This is a genomic window from Burkholderia sp. 9777_1386, assembly GCF_015712265.1.
Classification (GTDB): domain Bacteria; phylum Pseudomonadota; class Gammaproteobacteria; order Burkholderiales; family Burkholderiaceae; genus Burkholderia; species Burkholderia cenocepacia.
In genome coordinates, this window is the sequence record NZ_JACCQB010000176.1 from 1 (window position 1) to 225 (window position 225).

Sequence of the window (225 nt, forward strand, 5' to 3'; positions counted from 1 at the left end):
CGTTGCAAATACGTTGAACACCAGGCCCCGGAAAACACTCGGCTGGAAAACGCCTGCTGAAGCTCTGGACGAGTATCTCAGGTCCGTTCAACAATCTAGTGTTGCGACGACCGGTTGAATCCACCCAGTATCAGATGCCCGCCTACCGTCGGCTGTTGAAGCAGCATGCGCTCACCCAGAGCATGTCGCGCAGAGGCAACTGCCTTGATAACGCAGCCATGGAGA

Annotated in this window: 1 pseudogene; it reads left to right on the forward strand. The window is 56.0% G+C overall.

Annotated elements, in window-relative coordinates:
• Positions 1-118 (forward strand): annotated as a pseudogene (locus H0X91_RS34890) (IS30 family transposase); the annotation flags it as partial.
• Positions 119-225: the final 107 nt, after the last annotated feature.